Origin of the sequence: Rhodanobacter sp. ANJX3 (assembly GCF_014200755.1) — a bacterium.
Lineage (GTDB): Bacteria > Pseudomonadota > Gammaproteobacteria > Xanthomonadales > Rhodanobacteraceae > Rhodanobacter.
This window is the reverse complement of sequence record NZ_JACHCM010000003.1, coordinates 461,914-481,394: the sequence shown is the minus strand read 5'-3', so window position 1 is coordinate 481,394 and position 19,481 is coordinate 461,914. Positions and strand designations below refer to the sequence as shown.

The following is a 19,481-nucleotide window of genomic DNA, read 5'->3' as shown; positions in this document are numbered from 1 at the left end:
TTAATGCAGCCGCAGCTCGCCGCGCACGCCGATGGCGCACGCACCGCCGATGGTGATGGCCGATGTGGCGGCATCGACGCTGACTTCGACGATGCCGTTGCGGCCCACTTCGCGGCCCTGGCTTGCAAGATAGCGAGGGCCATAGGTTTTGAGTTCGTCTGTTTCCCGCAGGTAGGCGGCGATCGCTGCGTTGGCGCTGCCGGTGACAGGGTCTTCGGGCATGCCGTCGGCCGGACAAAAGGCGCGCACGGCGATGGAAGCGGTGCCGTCGCGCTCGCGTCCGAATACGCAGACGCCAATCGCAGACGCGGCTTCGCAGATCGACGCGATGGCGAGGAAGTCCGGATGGAGCGCCCTCACGACGCTCGCTTCGTCGAGATCGCAGACGAACCAGACAGGGCCGTTGTCGACCTTGCGCATGCGTGCCGTATTCAGCGGTGTATGCAGGGCCCCGGCTATTTCGCCAGCGAAGGCGTCATCGCAGCGTTCGATCGTCGCCGGTGGTGCCTGTACGTGGATGACGCGCGAATCGCCTTCGCCATCGACCTGCACCGGCAGCAACCCCGCGGCACATTCCTGCACGAGCGAGCGCTTGCCCGCGGTCACCTTGCCGGCCTCGATCGCGACATAGGCGCTGCCGACGCTGGGATGACCGGCGAACGGCAGCTCCTGCCGGGTGGTGAAAATGCGCACGCGGTAATCCGCCTGTGGCTGGGTCGGCCTCAGCAGGAATGCGGTTTCGGAGAGGTTGGTCCAGCGCGCGATGCGCTGCATGGCGTCGGTATCCAGGCCGTCGGCATCGATCACCACGGCCAGCGGATTGCCGTCGAACAGCCGGCTGGCGAAGACGTCGAGCTGGACGTACTTGAAACGACGGGTCATGGCGATCGCTTGCGCTGGGAAGGGCCTGGAACCATCGCACTGGCGCGCCTGCGCTGGCAAGCGCCCCCCGCGCGCCATCGTCCAGTCAGATGCCTGCGGGCCGCTTGCGGCACAATAGGCGGGTGGTGCGCGGCCGATCAAGGCCATGCACGGCACTTTTCCCCTTCACGCCGACCTGCACGGCCCATTTTCAAAAGTCGCCTCATGACCATCATCAAGCAAGCCGATCTGATCCAGTCCGTTGCCGATGCGTTGCAGTACATCAGCTATTACCACCCGGTCGACTACATCAAGGGACTCGCCGCCGCTTATGAGCACGAGGAGAGCCCGGCCGCCAAGGATGCGATGGCGCAGATCCTAATCAACTCGCGCATGGCCGCGGAAGGGCATCGGCCGCTGTGCCAGGACACCGGCATCGTCACGGTATTCGTCAAGGTCGGCATGAACGTGCAGTGGGACGCGACGATGTCGCTGGACGACATGATCAACGAAGGCGTGCGCCGCGCCTATAACGATCCGGACAACACGCTGCGCGCCAGCATTCTGGCCGACCCGGCCGGCAAGCGCACCAACACGAAGGACAACACGCCGGCGGTGATCAACGTCAGTATCGTGCCGGGCGACAAGCTTGATGTCATCGTCGCGGCCAAGGGCGGTGGCTCCGAGGCGAAGTCGAAATTCGCCATGCTCAATCCCTCCGACTCGATCGTCGACTGGGTGCTCAAGACCGTGCCGACCATGGGCGCCGGCTGGTGCCCGCCGGGCATGCTCGGCATCGGCATCGGCGGCACCGCCGAGAAGGCGATGCTGATGGCGAAGGAGTCGCTGATGGACCCGATCGACATCCAGGAGCTGATCGCCCGCGGCCCGAGCAATCGCGCTGAAGAGCTGCGCATCGAGCTGTACGACAAGGTCAACGCGCTGGGTATCGGCGCGCAAGGTCTCGGTGGCCTGACCACCGTGCTCGACATCAAGGTCAAGGATTACCCGACCCATGCGGCCAACCTGCCGGTGGCGCTGATCCCCAACTGCGCAGCCACCCGGCATGCGCATTTCGTGCTCGACGGCTCCGGTCCGGTCGCGCTCGATCCGCCGTCGCTGGAAGACTGGCCCAAGCTCACCTACAACCCGACCAACGCACGCCGGGTCGACCTCGATACGGTGACGCCGGAAGACGTGGCCAGCTTCAAGCCGGGCGAAGTGCTGCTGCTCAACGGCAAGCTGCTCACCGGCCGCGATGCCGCACACAAGCGGATGGTCGAGATGTTGAACAAGGGCGAGCCTCTGCCGGTCGACTTCAAGGGGCGCTTCATCTACTACGTGGGCCCGGTCGATCCGGTGCGCGACGAAGTGGTCGGCCCGGCCGGCCCGACTACAGCTACGCGCATGGACAAATTCACCGAGCAGGTGTTGGCGCAAACCGGTCTGCTCGGCATGGTCGGCAAGGCAGAGCGCGGTCCGGCGGCGATCGAGGCGATCAAAAAGCATCGCTCGGTGTATCTGATGGCCGTGGGCGGTGCCGCGTATCTGGTGGCCAAGGCGATCAAGGCATCGCGCGTGGTCGGCTTCGCCGATCTGGGTATGGAGGCGATCTACGAGTTCACCGTGCAGGACATGCCGGTGACGGTGGCGGTCGATTCGCTCGGCACATCGGTGCATCAGACCGGGCCCAAAGAATGGCAGGCGAAGATCGGCCGCATTCCGGTGGTCGTGGCGTAACTATCTGTCTGCCTTTTCGCGTCAGGTATCTATGGATGTCTAAACGTCTAAACGCGCAATGTCTCGAAGTCATTGCCATTTTTCCTGTGCAGCGCAACACTGGTGAGATGACCTTTCCCATCGCCGACAATCGACGACCGTGACCCAGACCAATTCAGCACCTCTGCCTGCGGGCGCCCCGTGGATCGTGATGAAGTTCGGCGGTACCAGCGTGGCGACGCTGCCGCGCTGGCAGAACATTCTCGAGCTGGTCGCCAGCCGCCGCGCCGAGGGTGCGCGCGTGCTGGTAGTGGTATCCGCATTGACCGGTATCACCGATGCGCTGAAACAGATGTGCGCGCAGACCGCCGCGGACCTTCGCCTGCTGTCCGCGCAGGCGATCGCGCAGCGGCATCATGAGCTGCTGGGGCATATGCAACTCGCTCTGCCCGAGACGCTGGCGGCGCGGCTGCACGACCTGGCAGGGCTGGCGGCGCATGGCGCCGGCGACCTGGCCTGGCAGGCGCAGGTGCAGGCGCATGGCGAACTGATGTCCAGCGCGCTGGGTGCCGCCTTTCTCAGCGCCAATGGGCTGAGCACCGAATGGTTGGACGCGCGCGAATGCCTGGAGGCGGTCACGCTGCCGAACCAGAACGAGCGCACGCGGCTGCTGTCGGCTATCGTCGATTCGCAGCCCGATCCGGTGCTGTCGGCGCATTTGGAGGCGCGCGGTGATGTGTTCATCACCCAGGGTTTCATCGCGCGCGAAGGCGTCGATCCGGACGACGCGTCGAACAAGGGCGGCCGCACGGTGCTGCTCGGTCGCGGCGGCTCGGATACCTCGGCCTCGTATTTCGGCGCGCTGCTGAAGGCGCTGCGGGTCGAAATATGGACCGATGTGGCCGGCATGTTTACCGCGAATCCACGACAGGTGCCCGGCGCGCGCCTGCTGCGCCGGCTCGACTACGAGGAAGCGCAGGAAATCGCTACCACCGGTGCCAAGGTGCTGCATCCGCGCTGCCTGTCGCCGCTGCGGCTGCCGCGCGTGCCGCTGCTGATCAAGGACACCAACCGGCCGGAGCTGGCCGGTACGCGCATCGGCCCGGAGCTGCGCGAGGAAGCGCCGAGCATCAAGGCGATCAGCACACGCAAGGGCATCACGCTGGTATCGATGGAGTCCGTCGGCATGTGGCAGCAGGTCGGCTTTCTGGCCGACGTGTTCAACCAGTTCAAGCAGCACGGCCTGTCGGTGGATCTGATCGGCTCGGCCGAAACCAACGTCACCGTATCGCTGGACCCCACCGAAAACCTGCTCGACTCCGACGTCCTGGCCGCACTGGCCACCGATCTGGCGAAAGTCTGCCGGGTCAAGGTGATCGCGCCCTGCGCCGCAGTGACCATGGTCGGGCGCGGCATGCGCTCGATGCTGCACCGGCTCAACCCGGTGATGGCCGAATTCGGCCAGCACCGCGTACACATGATTTCGCAGTCGTCGAACAACCTCAACCTGACCTTTGTGGTGGACGAGAACGTCGTCGACGGCATGCTGCCGCAGCTGCACGAGCAACTGGTGCGGGCCGGCGCCATGCGCACCGACGATGCCGATCTGTTCGGGCCGACCTGGGAAGGCATCTACGGTGCCGAAACGGCCCCGCACGATGAAGCCTGGTGGCTCAACGAACGCAAGAAGCTGATGCAGCTCGCCGAGCAACGCAGTCCGCGCTATGTGTACCACCTGGGCACCATCCGCGAGCGCGCCCGCGCGCTGAAGGCCAAGCTGCCGGTGGATCGCTTGTTCTATGCGATCAAGGCTAACTCGCATCCGGCGATCCTGCGCGCGCTGGCCGACGAAGGGCTGGGGTTGGAGTGCGTATCGCCCGGCGAACTGGCGCGCGTCGCCGACACCGTGCCGGCCGCGACGCCGCGATTGTTCACCCCCAACTTCGCCCCGCGCAGCGACTATCGCGACGCGCTCGAGGCCGGTGTGATGGTGACGCTCGACTCGCTGCATCCGATGGAGCACTGGGTCGAGACCTTCGACGGCCACGACATCAGCCTGCGCATCGACTTGGGCCGTGGCTCCGGTCACCACGACAAGGTGCGCACCGGCGGCAGCACCAGCAAGTTCGGCCTGCCGCTGGATCAGCTGGACGCCTTCGTGCATCTGGCCAACGCGCGCCACGCGCGCATCGTCGGGCTGCACGCGCATCTGGGTTCGGGCGTGCTCGAGCCGGGTCATTGGGCCGAGGTTTACGCGCAGCTAGCCAGCTTGGCCGAGCGCATTCCCAGCGTGGAGTTTCTCAATATCGGCGGCGGCCTTGGCGTGCCCTCGCATCCCGGCGAGCAGCCGCTGGATCTGGACGCCGTGGGCGAGGCGCTGGCCGAGGTCAAGCGTCTGTATCCGCGCTATCAGCTGTGGATGGAACCCGGCCGCTTCCTTGTCGCCGAGGCTGGCGTGCTGCTGGCCAAGGTTACCCAGCTCAAGGGCAAGGGCAGCTGGCGCTATCTCGGCGTGGATGCCGGTATGCACAACCTGATCCGGCCGGCGCTGTACGACGCCTGGCACGAGATCGTCAACCTCACGCGCTTCAACGAACCGGCTACAGCGATGTATCAGGTGGTCGGCCCGATCTGCGAATCCGGCGACGTGCTGGGCAGCGATCGCCGCCTGCCGGAGAGCCACGAGGGCGATGTCGTGCTGATCGCCACCACCGGCGCCTACGGCCAGGTGATGTCTTCACCGTACAATCTGCGCGGTCCGGCAGAAGAAATCATTATCGAATAGCGGGAAATTCAGGCAATGACCTCCTCTCCCCGTTGGGGAGAGGACTGAGGCGAGGTGCCAACCTCGCGAGATATATCAACTGGCAAACGGAGCGCTTCAGGGATGAAACGCCGCAATGTAGATCGAGCGCGCTAGCTGCGCGCAGGAATGACGGATGCGGAGCAGAAGTTGTGGCGCTATCTCCGCAATCGACAGCTGCATGGATTCAAATTCCGCCGACAACATGAAATCGGCTGTTACATCGTCGATTTCGTATGCACGGAGGCAAAGCTGATTGTCGAGCTGGACGGCGGGCAGCATCTCGAGCAGATGGCGTATGACGCACATCGAACACGGCAACTGAAGATCATGGGCTACAACCTTCTGCGTTTCTGGAACAATGATGTGCTGACGAATACCGAAAGCGTGCTTGAGGTGATTTTGAATACTTTGGCCAGCCCGGCCCCTCACCCCAGCCCTCTCCCCGACGGGGAGAGGGTGCAGGGTGCTGCGGAGATTGAAGCGTGACAACGACCATCCAACCGCGCCTGACCCAGGTGTTTCGTTTTGTTCGTCACGCCTATACCAATGGCGTGGTCGAGCTGGTCTATGCGTTCGACGATGGCGCCGAGCTGATCGAGAAAATCTATTTTCCCGAGGCGCCTGCGTTGCCGCCCAATCGTGCCGAAGCCTTCGCGCGTGCGCTGCAGCTGCTGCATTTGATCGCCGGCGTCAGCTACTACAAGGCCGGGGTTCCGCCAACGATTGAAGTGGCGGCTGGCCCCTTGGATGACGCGACGGCCGATGTGCTCGATGCGCTGTATCTGCATGGGCTGGCCGAGTTCGCCTATCGCAACGGCCTGGATTTGCGCGGGCGTATCGCCTTTCCGCGAGGTGGTTCCGCCCCATCTGCCGCGACATCGTTGGCTCTGCCGAAGCGCACCCTGGTGCCGATCGGCGGCGGCAAGGATTCGCTGGTGGCGGTCGAGGCGATCAAGGCTGTCGGCGGCGATGCGACTGCTGTGTGGGTCGGCAATTCGCCCTTGATCGCCGCCTGCGCCGAGCGCACCGGTTTACCGATGCTCAACATCCAGCGCGAGCTGGCGCCCGGGCTGTTCGAGTTGAACCGGCTCGGCGCGTGGAACGGCCATATTCCGGTGACGGCGGTGAACTCGGCGATCCTCGCGGTAGCGGCCGTTCTGTACGGCTATGATTCGATTGCCTTCGCCAACGAGCGTTCGGCCTCGGTCGCCACGCTGGAATACGACGGCCTGCAGGTGAACCACCAGTGGAGCAAGGGCTACGCGTTCGAGCAGCTGCTGGGAAACTGGCTGCGTACGCACGTGGCGGCCGATCTGGATTACTGCTCGCTACTACGCCCGTATTCGGAGCTGGCGATTACCCGCGCCTTCGCCAAACTCACGCCTTACTTCGACACGTTTTCCAGCTGCAACCGCAATTTCAAATTGCTCGGCCCGAAGCCGGCCGACCGCTGGTGCGGGCATTGCCCGAAATGCCATTTCGTGTTTTTGGCGCTGGCGCCATTCCTGTCCAAGCCGCGTCTGCTCGGCATCTTCGGGCGCAATCTGCTCGACGACGAAGCGCAGTCCGCCGGTTTCGATGCGCTGATGGAGTACCAGGACCATAAGCCGTTCGAATGCGTCGGTGAGGGTGCCGAAGCGCGTGCCGCCATGTTCGCCCTGAGCCAGCGACCGGAGTGGCAGGAGGATGCGCTGGTCGCGCGCTTCCACAGCGAAATCCTGCCGCAGCTCGATCCGGCGCTGCTGGCGCTGGAGCCGTGGCTGCAGCCGGATGCGGAGCATCGCGTGCCGGCGCGCCTGCAGCCGGCGCTGGCGATCATCGGCTGATGCGCATTGCCGAGCTGGCCGATCGGCGCGTCGCGGTCTGGGGTTTCGGTCGCGAGGGCAGGGCGACGATAGCTGCCGTACGCGAGCAGCTGCCCGAGCTACCGCTGACGCTGTATTGCACCGAGTCAGAAATCGACGCCGCGCGCCGTTTCGACAGCGCGTTGGTCGTGCACGCCAAGGAACCGGACGCGTCCGATTTGGCCGGCTATGACGTGGTCATCAAATCGCCCGGCATCTCGGCCTACAAGCCAGCCATTCTCGCGGCGAAAGCGCAGGGCACGCAGTTCACTTCGGGCACCGCGCTGTGGTTCGCGGAGAATCCTGCGGCGCGGGTGATCGCCGTCACCGGCACCAAGGGCAAGAGCACCACCAGTGCGATGATGGCGCACCTTGCGCGATCGCTCGGCGTGCGCACGGCGCTTGCCGGCAATATCGGTTTGCCGCTGCTCGAATTGCGCGGACAGACGGCCGAACTGTGGGTGATCGAGCTGTCCAGCTTTCAGACCGGCGAAGCCGGTGCGCTGGAGCTCGGCGTCATCACCAGCCTTTACGAAGAGCATCTGGACTGGCACGGCTCGCGCGAGCAGTACGTCACCGACAAACTGCGGCTGGCGACGGCATCACGCCAGCTGCTGGTCAATGCGCTGCAGCCGATCCTGATGGAGCGCACGCAGGACCATCCGCATCGCCTGCTGTTCGGGCAATCATCCGGCTGGCATGTCGCGGAAGGCTTTATTCGTCGCGGTACCGGCGAGGTGTTTCCCATCGACCAACTCGCCGCCCCCGGCCTGCACAACGCGTTGAACGCCTGCGCTGCCTTGGCCGCGCTGGCGGACATCGGCATGGATGCGCTCGCCGCCGCGCCTTCACTGGCGAGCTTTCGCCCGCTGCCGCATCGTCTGCAGCCGCTCGGCGAGCGCGACGGGTTGCAGTGGGTCAACGATTCCATCTGCACCACGCCGCAGGCTACGCTGGCGGCGCTGGAAAGCGTGCGAGGCCGACCGGTGACCGTACTGGTCGGCGGCTACGATCGCGGCCTGGACTGGACCGACTTCGCCGCCGCCGTGGCCCAATCGCCGCCGCATGCCATCGTCTGCATGGGCGGCAACGGCTCACGCATCGAGGCGCTGTTGAACGAAGCGGCGGTGCCTTGCCCTGTGCTGCGAGTCGACGATTTGCGCGCTGCGATTGTTGAGGCGAAGGCACACGCCCGCGCTCGTGGCGTGATCCTGCTTTCTCCCGGCGCGCCTAGCTTCGATCAGTTCAAGGATTACGCCGAGCGCGGCCGCCATTTCACCGAGCTGGCCGGTTTTGACGCCGCGCACATTGCCGGCATCGACGGGCTGGGCATCGCATAAATCTTCATCCCAATGACTCAGCGCAGGGTGTAGCCCGTCACGCGCCAGTGCTGGTCGGGATCGAGATGAAACGACACCAGCTCGTGAACGGTCTTCGGGCTATTGGCGAACTGCGTGGCAAAGACGACGTTGATATAAGTACCGGCGGGGACGATAGGGCCGCCTCCGGACGTGCCCTGGCCGCTGTAAACGGAGCTGGTGACGGTATCGAGCTTGCGCGATGTCACAGCACCCATCGAAGCACGCGCCGCGCTTACCTGGCTGATGAAAATGTCTCGGGTCACGATGGCTTTTGCGATGTCGGAGGCGTGGTCCCAGACATCGCCGGCCTTGTTCTGGTCGACCAGCTCGGCGACTTCCGTGGCCACCTTGATCAGCTGGGGCCCGACCTTGTCGACCACCGCCTGCAGCGATTTCTGCTGCGGGGTGAGCGCGACAGGCGCAGAGGGTTTGGAAGAATTCGGTGACGGTGTTTGCGCACGCGCTGCGGCCATCGAGAGCATCAGCAGGGCGGCGAAAAACAATCTGGCGGACATCGGACGATCTCCCTCGGGAAGCATGTCGATTCGGCGTTTTCGCTAAGACGTTATCACGGCCCGGCTTGCCGGGCGTGCCACGCCGCAGCACGGTCGAAGATCAAAGCGCTATGGCATCGAATTCGGCAAACATCTGCTGTGATTCCTTCAACCGAGCCAGCGGCGTGTAATCGCACGCCGCGCCGAACTCGGCCCATAGCGCGCCGACTGCCGCATTCGTATGCGCCTGCGCGATGGCCGCCGCCGACCGCCATTCGAATACCTCGACGATCGATCCGTCGACCGCGCGCATAACGTAGCCCGGACGATCCGTGATCAGATCTTCCGCCGCCAGTACATCCAGATGCTTTTTCACGGCGGCAAGCAGTTGCTCCTCCTTGCCGGGTTTGGGCGTGTAAGCAACGATGACGAAGCGTCCCATGGCAAGTCCTCGACGGATGGTGTGTTTACGTTGGCGGGCAACCGTACTTCGTGGCGACTAGGCACGGCCGCTCACGACGTCTTACCAGATGCGCACGCGATCGTCCGGCGCAAGGTAAAGCTTCTCGCCCGGCTGTGGCGAAAACGCGTCGTACCAGGCGTCGAGATTGCGCACGGTCTGCGCGCGGAAATTGCCAGGCGCGTGGCCATCGGAAATCACCTGCGCGCGCATCGCCGCGTCGCGGGTCTTTTCGCGCCACGACTGCGCGAAGGCGAGGAAGAAACGCTGGTCGCCGGTGAGTCCGTCGATCACCCGCGCGGGCTTGCCGCTGAGCGACTTGTGATAGGCCAGATAGGCCACGGTAAGGCCGGAGACATCGGCGATGTTCTCGCCCAACGTCTGCTGGCCGTTGATGTGCAGGCCGGGCAGCGCCTCGTAGGCGTTGTACTGTGTCACCAGCTTCTGCGTGGCGGCCTTGAAGTGCGCCTGGTCGGCCGGCGTCCACCAATTGGCCAGCTTGCCGCTGGCGTCGAACTCGGCGCCGGTATTGTCGAAGCTGTGGCTGATCTCGTGACCGATCACCGCGCCGATTGAGCCGTAGTTGGCAGCAGGGTCGGCTTTTGGGTCGAAGAACGGCGCCTCGAGAATTGCCGCCGGGAAGTTCAGCGCGTTCTGCAGCGGCAGGTTTACCGCGTTGACCGTCTGCGGCGTCATCCACCATTCGTTGCAATCGACCAGCGCGCCGAGTTTTGCCTTCTGGTGCTGGTATTCGTGCACCTCGGCGCGCAAACGGTTGCCGACCGGGTCGTCGGCCTTGATGGTGAGATCGGCGTAATTGCGCCAAGTTTCCGGATAGCCCACGCCGACATGGGTGGTGGCGATCTTGGCCTTGGCCTTGGCCTTGGTCGCCGGCGTCATCCAGGTCAGCTGGTCCACGCGGCTGTCGAACGCGGCCAGAATATTGCTGACCATCCGCTGCACTTCGGCCTTGGACGAGGCGGGAAAGTACTGCTTGACGTAGAGCTGGCCGACCGCATCGCCGAGATCCCGATTCACCGCGCCAAGCGCGAGCTTCCAGCGCTCGCTCTGCGTCGGTGTGCCCTGCAGCGTGTGGCCATAGAACTCGAAGCTGGCGTCGGCATAGGCCTTGGGCAGCAGGTTGGCGACATGGTTGATGGTGTGGAAAGTGAGGAAAGCCTTCCAGGTTTCCAGCGGCTCGTTGCCTACCAACGCCGATTCAGCGGTGATGGCTGCCGGCTGCCAAGCAACGATCTGCTTCTGGCTATCCAGCCCCGCAGCCTTGAAATAGGCGGCCCAGTCCAGGCCGGGCGCCTTGCCGGCAAAGTCGGCCAGCGACCAGGGATTGTTGGCCTTGTGCACGTCCTCGCTGTCGACCAGGCTTTCCTGCGCCTTGGCGATCTTGGTTTCCAGATCGAAGACGGCCTTGGCCTTGTCGTCCGCATCGGCGATGCCGGCGTTTTTCAATTGCGTGGCGATATAAGCCTGATACTTGGCGCGAAAGCCCGCCATGTCCTTGTCGGTATCGAGGTAGTAGTCGCGGTTCGGCATGCCCAGCCCACCCTGCAGCAGGTACGGCACGCTGCGCGAGGGGTCTTCCAGCCCCTGCGTCACGAACAGGCCGAACAGATGCTCGGTGCTGAAATGGGTCGCGTTGATCGGGTCCACGTCGGCGCGCAGTTCGCTGCCGAGTTCGGCCGCCAGCGCCTCTTTGCTGTCGATGGCGGCAATCGCCTTGAGCTGCGGCTGCAGCGGCGCGAGGCCACGTTTCTCGATACTGGCCATATCCATGAAGGCGGCGTAGTAGTCGGCGATCTTGCGCTGATTGGTGCCAGCCGGCGCCTTGCTGGCTGCGATGGTCTTGATCAGTTCGGCGTTGCGCTTTTCGGCTTTCTCGAACACCTGCAGAAATACGCCGGTGCTGGAACGATCGGCGGGAATCACCGCGGTCTTGCGCCAGTTTTCGTTGGCGTAGCCGTCGAAGTCATCACCGGGTTTGATGCTGTGATCGATGCCGGCCAGGTCGATGCCCGACGGGCCGCGCGGCGCGTCCGCGGCCTCGGTGGTCGCAACGCCGAGGCTGCAGAGAATGGCCGCGGCAAGAATCCATCGTTGGGTCGACATGGCTGGCTACACCTTCAGGAAAAAAGCGCCCCACGATAAACCGCGCCCGATGCCCTCTGTGTGCATGACCTATCTGTGTGCATGCCCGATGGGCCATGCAGTTTGTGAGCCATGGAGCTTGCCTTGGTTGCTGGCGCAGGGGGTATCGGCCTGCGCCAGCCGCGTCGGCTATCGAGCGAACGGTGGACCGTTCGCTCGATCAGTGCAGTCAACGGTGCTTGTCGTCCTTGTGCCGCTCGGCCGGATGCGGAGCGGGATGGCCGCCGCCATGCTGCTGCTGCGGACGAGGTGCCGCTTGCTGATGCGCGACCTGCCGCGGTTGCTCCATGCTCGGGCGCGGCTGCGCCATCGGATGCTCTGACGGGCGCGGCGCGGCCGCCTGATGCTGCTCCGGCTGATTCACGCGCTGCGTCTGGTTGAAACGCTGCGCTTCGGCGGGACGTGCCGCTGCGTGCTGTTGCATCGCGGTATTCGGGCGCTGCTGCGGCGCGAAGCCGGCGCTGCGTGTCGGCTCGACCGGGCGCTGGGCAGCATTGCCGACCCGATGGTTGATCGCTTCGCGGTTGGCTTGTGCGTTCGGCTCACTGTGCGCGATGTTGGCGGCGTTGGCGTGCGCAAAACCGTTCGGCGTGGCGTGTGCAGCGTTGCGCTCGCTTTGCGCCGTGGTCACACCCGGACGCGGCACACCATTGAAGTGCGGCATGCTCATCGGGCCGTGGGTACCGACGGCACCGCTCGCGTTCAGCCGCGCCACGCCCGGATTGCCCGCGATGCCGCGCTGAGCAGCAGCATTCACGCCGAAGTTTGGCGCGGTCGCGCCATGCTGGGCAAATCCGTTTGGACGTCCATTGGCTAGCGCGCCCACCGGGCCGGCACCGGGACGGTTGTTGACGATCGTATTGCCAACATTGCGGTTGTTATTGATGTTGTTGACCGTGCGATTGTTGTAGTTGTTGGTGATGTTGTGATTGACCACCGTGGTGGAACGCGACACATAGGTATTGTTGTTATAGACCACCGCCGGGCGCCCGCCGCCGCCGTAGCCGCCACCATAACCGCCGCCACCGTGGCCGCCCCAGTTCATGCCCCAGTTGTTCCAGCCATAGCCACCGTCATGGTGGTGGCCGAACAGCGAGCCGACCAGGACGGCGGCACCGAAACCGATGGCGCCGGCCACGATCAGATCGCCGCCGCTGTAGCCGCGCGGCTGCACATAGGTGTAACCGGGGTAGTAGGGTACTTCTTCGCCGTAAACGACCTGCGGGTTGTACTGCGGCACGTAAACCGTATCGGGATCGGTCGGCTGGATTTCGATCACCTGGCTCGGCGCTGGCACTACCGAATACACCGGCTGACCGCCGTTGCTGGCGTAATCGACCGGCGTCACCGTTTGGGTTTGCACGGTCAATTGCGAAGAGGTTTTAAGGCTGCCGTGCGAGGCAGCGCGCTGCCGCATCACCTGAATGGCATTCATTACATCGGTCGGGTCGTTGACATAGGCTTCGCCGAGCGAAGTGGTCCAGTCGATATTCTTGGCCATCTGATCGAGCACGCTGGGGAAAACGGTCAGGCCCTTGACGCTCGGATCCCACGGTTGCTGGGCGATCGCGGTTTGCAGGGGTTCGCCCTTGAGGTTGGGGTTCTGATCGACCACGCTGTCGGCGGCCGTAATTTGATCCGGATAGGTCGAGCCCGCAAGCACCTGAGCCACCAGCTTGTCCGGGAACAGTGCGATGGGTGCCACCATCTGATAGAGCTGGTCAGCGCTCGGCGGCGTATAGGCGGCTTGCTGTGCGCCCGCGCTGGTTTGCGCCGGTGCTGGCGCAGATGCGGAACTTGCCGGCGGCTGCGACGGCGATGCGGGCTGATTGCAGCCTGCTATCGCTACGAAGCCTGCGCAGAGCAGGGTGTACATCGCGTTTCGTGCAAGCGGCATGCGGGTCACGGGACAACCTCTCAGGTAAGGGTTAAGGGCGAAAATCCTGCCATGCGGTTTCTTTCAGGGACGTTCCGTCGAACCTAACGACCCGTGAGAAGTCGAAACATTGCGCGAGCACGCCGCCATTTCAGACGCCCAAGTGTGCGGTGGGGTGGATTATCAGGGCGTGATTTGAACGGTTGCTGTCGCGACCGTTACCGCTCGTAGCGATAGTTCAGGCTGGCGCGATTGAAGTCCGTAGCGTTTTGCGCCTCGAAGTTCCAGCGCTGGGTCAGCCGATAGCGCAGGGTAATCACCTGGCCGGGGTCGAACAGGCCGACGCCGTAACTCAGATAAAGCCGCGGCGACAAATACTTGCCCACGGTGAACGCCGAGTTGCCGTTCAGCGCATCGCTGCTGGTAACGCCGATGTCGTCCACGCCCAGTCGTGTGCCGATGCTCTTGGCGAGCATGTTGCCGCCGGCCGAACCCAGCGCCTGCGCCGCCGAACTCACCGCGCTGCCTTCGCCACCCTTGACGTCCGACAGCGGCTTGCCGGTAATCAGGTAGGACAGCGCGTCGGACTGTTGCATCACCGGATTGGAAAAGACGGTGATGTTCGGCCGCTGCGCCGTACCGGCGATGAGCAGGCCGACGACCTGGCCGTCGTCGATGGTGTTGTTCGGATTGATTTTGCGCACGGCGCGAATGTTGAGGCCCGGGTTGTCGATCGGCGTGGTGGCGAAGAGCAGCTGGCCGTTCTCGATCTGCAGGTTCTGACCGTAGGCCTTGTAGGTGCCGTCGACGGCGATCTGGCCGCGGCCGGTCGTTGCGCGACCGGGCGTGTCGCTGACGGTGAGCTGGCCGCTCAATTTGCCGTCGAGTCCCTTGCCGACCAGATGCGTCTTGTCGCCAAGATCGACCTTCACCTGCGCGCTGATCGGCAGCGCGGTGGCCGCCTGCTCCCGATCCTGCGGCTTCTGATCGACCAGCACGATGTCCGGCGATGCCTTGGTCGCGCCGGCGCCGGGCAGCTTTTCGAGATTGATGTCCGCGCTGTCCAGCGTCACTCCGCCGCCGATGGCGATGCCCTTGCTGTCCTGTTTGATCGTCATGTCGGGCGAGATCACCACTTTGGCGGCCGGGATATCGGCGGCGGTGAACCGGCTGCCTTTCAAGGTCACCAGGGTCTGTGCCGTGGCGCCCAAGCCGACGCTGCCGCCGATCGCCAACGAGCCTTTGCCGGATTGCACCGTGCCGTCCAAGCGGAAGTGCTGGCTGTCGAGCGCGCTGACCACGAGCTTGCCTTGGGTCAGCTTGAGCCCGGCCACAGGCACTTCGGCGGCGAAGTTGCTGAGCGAGGCGTTGCCCAGCAACGAGGGTTGCTTGAGCGTGCCGCCGATACGAAAGCTGCCGACTAAGGCACCCTTGACGTTGGCCACGTCGCTGGTCAGCAGCTCGACAAAGCCCAGTTTGTTGAGGTGCAGGTCCAGCTGTCCCGCCAGCGCCTGCTGCGCGCCGCTGACGGTGATTTGGCCATCCAGACGTCCGCCGCTGTCCAGGCCGCTATGCAGTTCGACGTGCTGGCTATCGGGCGACAGCGTCGCAGCAAGAGTCAACCGGTCGTAGGTGATCAGCGGCGCTTCCGCGTGATCGGTATAGGTGACACTGCCATGCGCCGAGGTGATCGACGCGTTGCCGCTGAACGCACCGGCGGCGTTGCGGCGGATGCTGCCGTTGCCTTCGAGCATGCCGTCCGCACGCATCGGTAGATTGGCTTCGCCCGCGGCGTTCATCAGCAGGGCCAGCGGCAGCTGGCGCAGGCGATAGCTGGCGTCGAGGTTGCCGGCCTTGTCCTGCGTGGCCTGCACGCAAAGCAGCGGATCGCCGGCGCTGAGGCAGGTGTCCGACATGCTCATCGCGCCTGCGACGTAAGCCAGTTGCGAGGGTTGCTGCAGGCGCAGACCGGGCAACCCCTGCGGGAGCACGGTGAGCTCGGACAGCGTGCCTCGCCAGTCCGAGCCCTTCAACGAGCCGCTCAGTGCCAGCGTTGCCGAAAGCTGCGTACCGCGCGCATCGAGATTCAAACGGTGCTGTGCCGCGGTGCCACTGGCCAGCAGGCCTATCTGCGAAAACAGCAGGCCGCCGGCGTTGACGCCATGCAGCTGCAGGTTGAACTTGCCGCCGGGATGGCTGATGTCCGGCACGTTGGCGTCCAGCTGCAGTCCGGCGACGCGCTGCTGCTGATACGCGATGGACTGTCCCTGCAGCTGACCGTCGATGCTGAGCTTCGGCTGCCGGCCGCGCACGTGGAACCCGCCGTTCAAGCGGCCGCCGGCATTGGGCAGCCAGTCGCCCAGCGATGTCACAGCGAGATTCAGCGCGATGTCGTTGGCGGCGGTGGCGCCGTTGTCCGACCTTTTTGCGTCGATGCGCACGGTACTGCCGCCCGAGGCCAGGTTGAGCTGGCCGTCGACGATTTGGTCGGGTGAAAGATGCAGGCTGCCGTCGCCCTTGATCGCGCGCTGGCGCAGCGTGCCACCGAGCTTGCGGATTTCCAGCGTCACGTCGGGGCGGTTCTGCGGAAGCGTACCGTGGCTGGCGATGTCGAAGTTCAGCGCCCCGTTCCAGCCGGCCAGCAGCTGGCCGGGATCGAGCTGATCGGCGGTAGCGTCGACCTGCCAGGCCAGCGCCGGTTGCAGGGTCAGCGTGCCGCTGACCTGCATGCCGCCACGCGCCTGCTTCAGCGCCAGCGTGTGCAGCGCGATCTGCTGCGGCGTGCCGTCGAGATTCAGCGCGAGCGCGGCCAGCTTGCCCGGCGGGCCGATCGCGACATCGCCTTCGGCGTGGTAGCGGTTGGCGCTGCCTTTGGCTTTCAGTGTGCCGTGGCTGACCAGCGGTTGGCCGACCAACTCGGTCGGCAGCTGCAGATCGTTCCATTGAACGGTCAGGTCGGCGCTGATCGGCTGCGCATCGAGCTGTACCGTGCCGCTGGCGGCGACGCTACCCTTGATCTGCGGCGAGCCGACATTGAGCTGACGCAGGGTCAGCGTCTTGAAGTCATGGCTGAACTGCACGCTGAGCGGCTGCAGCAGCAACTTGTAGTCGTTGAGGTCCAGCGTGCCGTCGAGGTTGCCGCTGTAGCGGTCGCCGTGCCCCTGCAGCGAAACGGCCAATGCCGTGAGCGAGCTGGGGCCGATCAACGGCTTCGGATCGAAACCCGGTGCGTCGAGTTTGGCCGTCCAAACGAAATCGCCGCTTTGCCGAAGATCGAGCTGCAGCTGCGCGACCATCGGCTGCGCCAGTTTGACGTCCACGTGCGCGCGATCGCCGTCGCTGTGCGCGGCGAGGCTGCCGGCGTAATCGTTGCCGCCGACCTTCCAGGCGAAGCTCGCGCTGCCGTCACCCCGATAGTTTTTACCGACCGCCAGCTTGCCGCCGAGCGCGGCATGGCCGTCCGGCGATCGTAGGTCGAGCTGGCGCAGCTCGATGCCATTAGCGGTCCAGCTGCCGGCCAGATCGAGGGTGTTCGAGGCGAACAACGGTTGGCCGCCCTGGGTGATGTTCACCGTGCCGACATGCACGCGATCGAGCAGCAGGTCGAGCGGCGGTTTCAGCGAAAAGCTCGAATCGCCTTTTTCCGTGCTCGGCGAGCTCGGTGCAAGAGTCACGTCGACGCCCTCGACGTCGAGATCGATCACCTGCAGCTGTTTGCGCAGCAGCGGCCATGCGCGCAGTTCGAGGTGCGCCTTGGCGACCTGCGCCTCGAGTCCGCTGCCGTCGCGATAGCGCACGCCGGAGAGATCTAGCGGGCCGAGCAGGCGCCCTGCGGCCGACTGCACTTGCAGTGCGCCGTGCGTCAGCGATTGCGCGCGCGCGAGCGCGAAGCGCAAGCCCGATGACGTACCGAGCAGCCACGCGCTGCCGGCAACGGTCAGCAGCAACAGCGTCAGCACGGTGACGCCGATCCAGCGCAGCCGGCGGCGGCGCGGTGCCGCGGTGGGAGCTGCGGGTGGATTCACGCTGCCGAGGTCGCTCATAGATCCGGCCCGATCACCAGATGCAGTTCGAGACCGCTCTGGCGAGAGTTGTGGATGGGGGTGCCGATATCGACGCGTATCATGCCGACCGGCGACAGATACCGCACGCCGAGCCCGGCGCCGATGACGGGGCTGAAAGAAGTGCCGGTGAAAGCGTTGCCTGCGTCGACGAATGCGGCCATACCCCAGGTGCGGTTGAAGTAATGCTCCACTTCGGTGCTCGCGACGAGCAGGTTTTCACCGCCGATCACGCGGCCGTAGCTGTTGAGCGGGCCGACCTGTTGATAGCCGTAACCGCGGATCGACTGGTCGCCGCCGGCGAAAAAGCGCAGCTGCGGCGGTAGGGCAGTGAAGTCGTTCGTCCAGGTGACGCCGGCGGTGCCGCGCAGAATCAGCCGGTTGCGATCGTCGGCACCGAAGGCATCGATCCACTTCGCGTTGGCCATCAGCTGGCTGAAGCGCGCATCGGACAGCAGAGTGCCGGCGGTGCTGCTGGCGGTGAGGCTGAGCGACCAGCCGTGGTGGACGAAGTTGGGGTTGTCGGCCTTCTTGCGCGACAGCGAAGCCTGACCAAACACCTCGGTGCTGCGTCCATGTTCGAGGCCCGGTGTGTTGTCAGGCTCGTCGCCGATCTTGCCGACAGTGAAGGTGCCGGACAGCGCATGCAGGCCGATCGTGCGCGTCCAGCCGCGCCATAGCTCGGTTTCGTTGGCGACCAGCTCCAGCGTGCGCGATTGCGAGGTATCGGTATCGGAATCGCGATAGGTGGCGCCATAGTTCAGGCTGCGCTGGTTCTGCCCAGGCAGGGGAATGGAGTAAAGCGTGGAAACCGTTTTCAGGCGCTGTGCCAGTACGACCTCGTTTTTCCACTTGTGCCCGCGGTCGTTGACCCAGCGCCGCTCGATGCCGCCGCGCACACCCAGGCCGGTATCGGTGCCGATGAACGGACCGCCGGTATAAATCGTGCGCTTGGCCGGCGCCAGCTGCACGGTAATATCGACGACGCCGTTTTTCGCGGTATCCACATCGGGCAGCACGTTGACGACCGAAAAATAGTCGGCGCCGTTCAGCGCCTGCTGCAGCTGCAGCAGCTGGTCCTGCGAGAAATAGTCGCCGGGCTTGAACGGCACGTAGCGATCGAGAAAGTCCTCGCGGAACTGCGAATTGTCGAAATGCACCTGACCGTAGCGATAGCGCTGGCCGGCCTGCCAAGACAGGTTGATCACGGCGCTGTGCTCGGCGCGATTCACCTCGACCCGATGCGTGACCAGCTTCGCATCGAGAAATCCGTTGGCGGTCAACGAACCGCTGATGCGATCGCGCAGATCGTCGTAGGCGCCGTCGTTCAGCGGCTGGCCTTTCTGGCGTTCCAGCGCGCGCATGGATCGGCGGATCGGCGCGATGTCCGATGCCTGTTTGTCCATGCTGAGATTGACGGCCGTGATTTTCACCGGCTCGCCGGGCGTGACGTGTAGGGCCACTTTCCAGTCCTTGCCCTGCTGCTGGATGTCGCCGGTGGTGGTTGCGTCGTAATAGCCGTAGGGCGCCAGCGCCGCTTTCACCTGGGCAGGCGCGTTTTCGTAGAGCCTGCGCACCTGCGCGGCACTGATGTCGCGCGCGGCGTACTGGGAAAGCTCCACGCCGGACGTCACCGCGCCTTTGAGCGTGTCGTCCACGCCGTCCACCGTCAGCTGGACGGCGGCGTGCGCCAGCGGCGTCGACAGCAGCAGAGCAACGATCAGCAGAAGCGGCGAGCGTCGTGAAAATCGGCGCATGCGTGGGGTTTCGTCCTCAATAGCTTCGATACAAACGTCGAACTTACTTACACAAATGTCCGCGTTGTATGAAGGTAAC

12 protein-coding genes are annotated in these 19,481 nt (G+C 64.6%); 5 read left to right on the top strand and 7 right to left on the bottom strand.

Annotation, left to right across the window (positions count from 1 at the left end; translation table 11 throughout):
* A complete protein-coding gene (locus tag HDE76_RS10700) occupies nt 1-882 on the bottom strand; it encodes a PhzF family phenazine biosynthesis protein (RefSeq protein ID WP_184507281.1) in 882 nt (293 codons plus the stop codon).
* A 204-nt stretch (nt 883-1,086) separates the two neighbouring features.
* Between HDE76_RS10700 and HDE76_RS10695 the strand changes: the two genes are divergently transcribed.
* The 5 genes from HDE76_RS10695 to murD all read left to right on the top strand — a co-directional run bounded on the left by HDE76_RS10695 (nt 1,087) and on the right by murD (nt 8,570).
* Complete coding sequence (locus HDE76_RS10695; protein WP_184507278.1) at nt 1,087-2,601, top strand: fumarate hydratase; 1,515 nt, start codon at nt 1,087-1,089, stop codon at nt 2,599-2,601.
* 139 nt (nt 2,602-2,740) lie between these two features.
* Nucleotides 2,741-5,365 carry a bifunctional aspartate kinase/diaminopimelate decarboxylase gene (locus HDE76_RS10690; protein WP_343205689.1) on the top strand — a complete coding sequence of 875 codons (2,625 nt, stop codon included), beginning with the start codon at nt 2,741-2,743 and terminating at the stop codon, nt 5,363-5,365.
* 147 nt (nt 5,366-5,512) lie between these two features.
* Nucleotides 5,513-5,872 carry an endonuclease domain-containing protein gene (locus HDE76_RS10685; RefSeq protein WP_184507275.1) on the top strand — a complete coding sequence of 120 codons (360 nt, stop codon included), beginning with the start codon at nt 5,513-5,515 and terminating at the stop codon, nt 5,870-5,872.
* Nucleotides 5,869-7,212: a UDP-N-acetyl-alpha-D-muramoyl-L-alanyl-L-glutamate epimerase gene (gene murL, locus HDE76_RS10680; protein ID WP_184507272.1), complete on the top strand. Its 1,344-nt coding sequence runs from the start codon at nt 5,869-5,871 to the stop codon at nt 7,210-7,212. The genes HDE76_RS10685 and murL overlap by 4 nt, the downstream gene beginning before the upstream one ends.
* Nucleotides 7,212-8,570, top strand: coding sequence for a UDP-N-acetylmuramoyl-L-alanine--D-glutamate ligase (murD, locus tag HDE76_RS10675; RefSeq protein ID WP_184507748.1), 1,359 nt, complete (start codon nt 7,212-7,214; stop codon nt 8,568-8,570). The genes murL and murD overlap by 1 nt, the downstream gene beginning before the upstream one ends.
* 17 nt (nt 8,571-8,587) lie before the next feature.
* Here murD and HDE76_RS10670 read toward each other — a convergent pair whose 3' ends face one another.
* The 6 genes from HDE76_RS10670 to HDE76_RS10645 all read right to left on the bottom strand — a co-directional run bounded on the left by HDE76_RS10670 (nt 8,588) and on the right by HDE76_RS10645 (nt 19,402).
* Nucleotides 8,588-9,106, bottom strand: coding sequence for a DUF4019 domain-containing protein (locus tag HDE76_RS10670; RefSeq protein WP_184507268.1), 519 nt, complete (start codon nt 9,104-9,106; stop codon nt 8,588-8,590).
* A gap of 100 nt (nt 9,107-9,206) precedes the next feature.
* Nucleotides 9,207-9,527 (bottom strand): hypothetical protein, encoded by a 321-nt coding sequence (locus HDE76_RS10665; protein ID WP_184507264.1) that lies wholly within the window; start codon nt 9,525-9,527, stop codon nt 9,207-9,209.
* Nucleotides 9,528-9,608: 81 nt separating this feature from the next.
* Nucleotides 9,609-11,669 (bottom strand): M13 family metallopeptidase, encoded by a 2,061-nt coding sequence (locus tag HDE76_RS10660; protein WP_184507261.1) that lies wholly within the window; start codon nt 11,667-11,669, stop codon nt 9,609-9,611.
* Nucleotides 11,670-11,877: 208 nt separating this feature from the next.
* A complete protein-coding gene (locus HDE76_RS20585; protein WP_221262383.1) occupies nt 11,878-13,605 on the bottom strand; it encodes a DUF3300 domain-containing protein in 1,728 nt (575 codons plus the stop codon).
* 197 nt (nt 13,606-13,802) lie between these two features.
* The gene (locus HDE76_RS10650) at nt 13,803-17,627 is read right to left on the bottom strand and encodes a translocation/assembly module TamB domain-containing protein (protein ID WP_179477679.1); all 3,825 of its coding nucleotides are present in this window, start codon (nt 17,625-17,627) and stop codon (nt 13,803-13,805) included.
* Nucleotides 17,624-19,402, bottom strand: coding sequence for an autotransporter assembly complex family protein (locus HDE76_RS10645; protein ID WP_179477678.1), 1,779 nt, complete (start codon nt 19,400-19,402; stop codon nt 17,624-17,626). The genes HDE76_RS10650 and HDE76_RS10645 overlap by 4 nt, the downstream gene beginning before the upstream one ends.
* Nucleotides 19,403-19,481 lie beyond the last annotated feature (79 nt).